The sequence below is a fragment of the Zarconia sp. genome (assembly GCF_057467645.1).
In genome coordinates, this window is sequence record NZ_JBRJXU010000149.1 from 1 (window position 1) to 2,507 (window position 2,507).

2 protein-coding genes are annotated in these 2,507 nt (G+C 49.1%); both read left to right on the forward strand.

The window, feature by feature from the left end:
• Positions 1–206: hypothetical protein (locus tag AC2215_RS22885; RefSeq protein WP_486812333.1), on the forward strand; the 206-nt coding region annotated here is incomplete at its 5' end.
• A gap of 255 nt (positions 207–461) precedes the next feature.
• A partial coding sequence (locus AC2215_RS22890; RefSeq protein ID WP_486812334.1) for a chemotaxis protein CheB occupies positions 462–2,507 on the forward strand: 2,046 nt, incomplete at its 3' end.

The window sequence follows — 2,507 nt, forward strand, 5'->3', positions numbered from 1 at the left end:
TGGCAAGCCTCTTGATGAGCGAAGCGATCGCACTGGCTACATCTGGTTGCAGGGGAGCAAAGTACTTCATCCCGATTCCCCATTCCCCATTCCCCATTCCCCGCCCTCACCGGAAACAGTCTTATCCAAAACTGACGTTAAATATGGGGCTTGACAAACAAGCAATTTTCTTAACCTTTCACGAATGGGTGACGGCTGATACCTGAATGCTTACAGAAACTCTTCGATCTCGAACTCACGCGAAATGGTCTTTTTTGTGTAGATATTAAAAATCTTATCTTACAGTAACTTTCTGTTAAATATCTTTATTTTTAGATTTTTTATCGTTTTCACAGTCGATCGTTTCATGGAAAAATTGGCAGATTTTTAACGGACAGGATTGAGTCAAGATCGCCACCAAATTAGAACTGAATGCCGTTACTATGTAGAGATAGTTAACCTCTTGCTGCCGCATCCGTTTTATGTCAGACGATCGAGCTGGTTTGACTTCTCCGAGTGGCGAACTCGAACCCAATTTTTTCGTAGTGGGAATTGGCGCGTCAGCCGGAGGACTGCGTGCCCTCGAAGGTTTTTTCGAGCATATGCCCATTGATAGTGGGGCAGCGTTTGTGGTGATTCAGCATCTTTCGCCAGACTTTAAAAGCTTGATGAAAGAACTGCTCGAACGACGGACTCGAATGACCATCTATCGGGTTACAGACGGCATGGAGTTAGAACCGAATTCCGTCTATTTAATTCCCCCTGGAAAGAATTTAGTTTTAGAAAATTGCCGATTGCATTTGCTCGAACAAGAGGAAAGAAGCCGTCATGAATTGAATTTTCCCATCGATATTTTTTTAGAATCTCTCGCTAAAAATTACGTCGATCGCGCGATCGGAGTCATTTTATCGGGAACGGGGAGCGACGGCACCAACGGTTTGCGTGCCATTAACGAAGCGGGGGGATTTGCCATGGTGCAAGAACCCGAAACCGCCGAATTTGACGGGATGCCCCGGACGGCGATCGCTACGGGAGTCGTCGATCGCATTTTACCCCCTCGGGAACTCGCCCAAATGGTCTATCAGCTGGTGCAATCTCCCAAAGCGCCAGATACCTCCCGTCAAGACTCCGTTTCCTTTCTCGATGCCGATCGACTGCAGCGGATTGCCAGCATTTTAGCCCACCACGAGCAGACAGATTTTTCCCACTACAAAACCAGTACCCTCTCCCGACGCATCCATCGCCGATACCTGATTAGCGGCTGTCAAAATTTTGAAGATTTCATTCGCCTGCTCGAAACCTCTGCAGAAGAACGGGCGATTCTGCGCCACGACTTACTCATTAGCGTCACCCAATTTTTCCGAGATCGGATGGCGTGGGATTTTCTCGAAGCCCGAGTGATTCCCAAACTAATCGATCTCGCCAAACCCGAGGAAGAGTTGCGCTGCTGGGTTACCGCCTGCGCCACCGGAGAAGAAGCCTACTCCCTGGCGATGTTGCTCGATGAAGCTTTAGTGCGATCGAACAAACCCGTGCGCTATAAAATTTTCGCCACGGATATCGATAAAGCCGCCTTAGCCAAAGCCGATCGCGGCATCTATCCCCTGACGATTATCAACGACATCGAACCCAAACGGATCGAACGCTACTTCACCCGCAAAAGCGATTCTTGGCAGGTCTCTCGCCATCTGCGGGAAAAAATTCTCTTTGCCCCCCACGACTTAGCCAAAGATGCCGGTTTCACCAACATGAACCTCATCAGCTGTCGCAATGTGTTGATTTACCTGCAATCGGCACTCCAGCAGCAGGTTTTGCGACATCTCCACTTTTCCCTGGCCTCGGACGGAATTCTCTTTTTGGGGGAATCGGAAACCCTCGGGGATGTGGAACCGGAATTCAAAGCCCTTCATAAAAAAGGAAAAATTTATCAAAAACTCCGGGATGTTCGATTAACTCTGCATGCGAAGAAAATCGAACCCTATCCCCGCCAACTGCCCCTCTCGAACCTGCTCAAAAGTCGTCAAGAAAATCGTCTCGATCCGATGCTCGATCGGGCATTTCAGAGTTTTTTAGGCAAATATCGAGCCACCTGTTTTTTGGTAGAACGGGACCACCAACTGCTCCATACCTTCAACGACTGCCTGGAGGTCTTAAAAATTCCCCTGGGCAAAGCCACCACCGATATTACAAAACTGATCGTCACCGAGCTGCAACTCCCGCTGCATACAGCCTTGCGACGGGCCAAACGAGAGCGATCGCCGGTGTCTTATTCGGGAATCAAACTCGATCGCGCCGAGGGGGTTCGCAATCTCAAACTCGAAGTCACCTATTACGAAAGCAGCAAACATGCAGAAGATTTCTTTGTCATCGTCATTCAAGAAGATGCCGCTCCCCAACAGGTTTCCGGAGAACGCTTTGAAGCCGACGCCGAAGCCTCCCAACGCATCCTCGAACTCGAATACGAACTCCAACAAACCCGCGAAAACCTCCAAGCGGTGATCGAAGAACTCGAAACCACCAACGAAGAA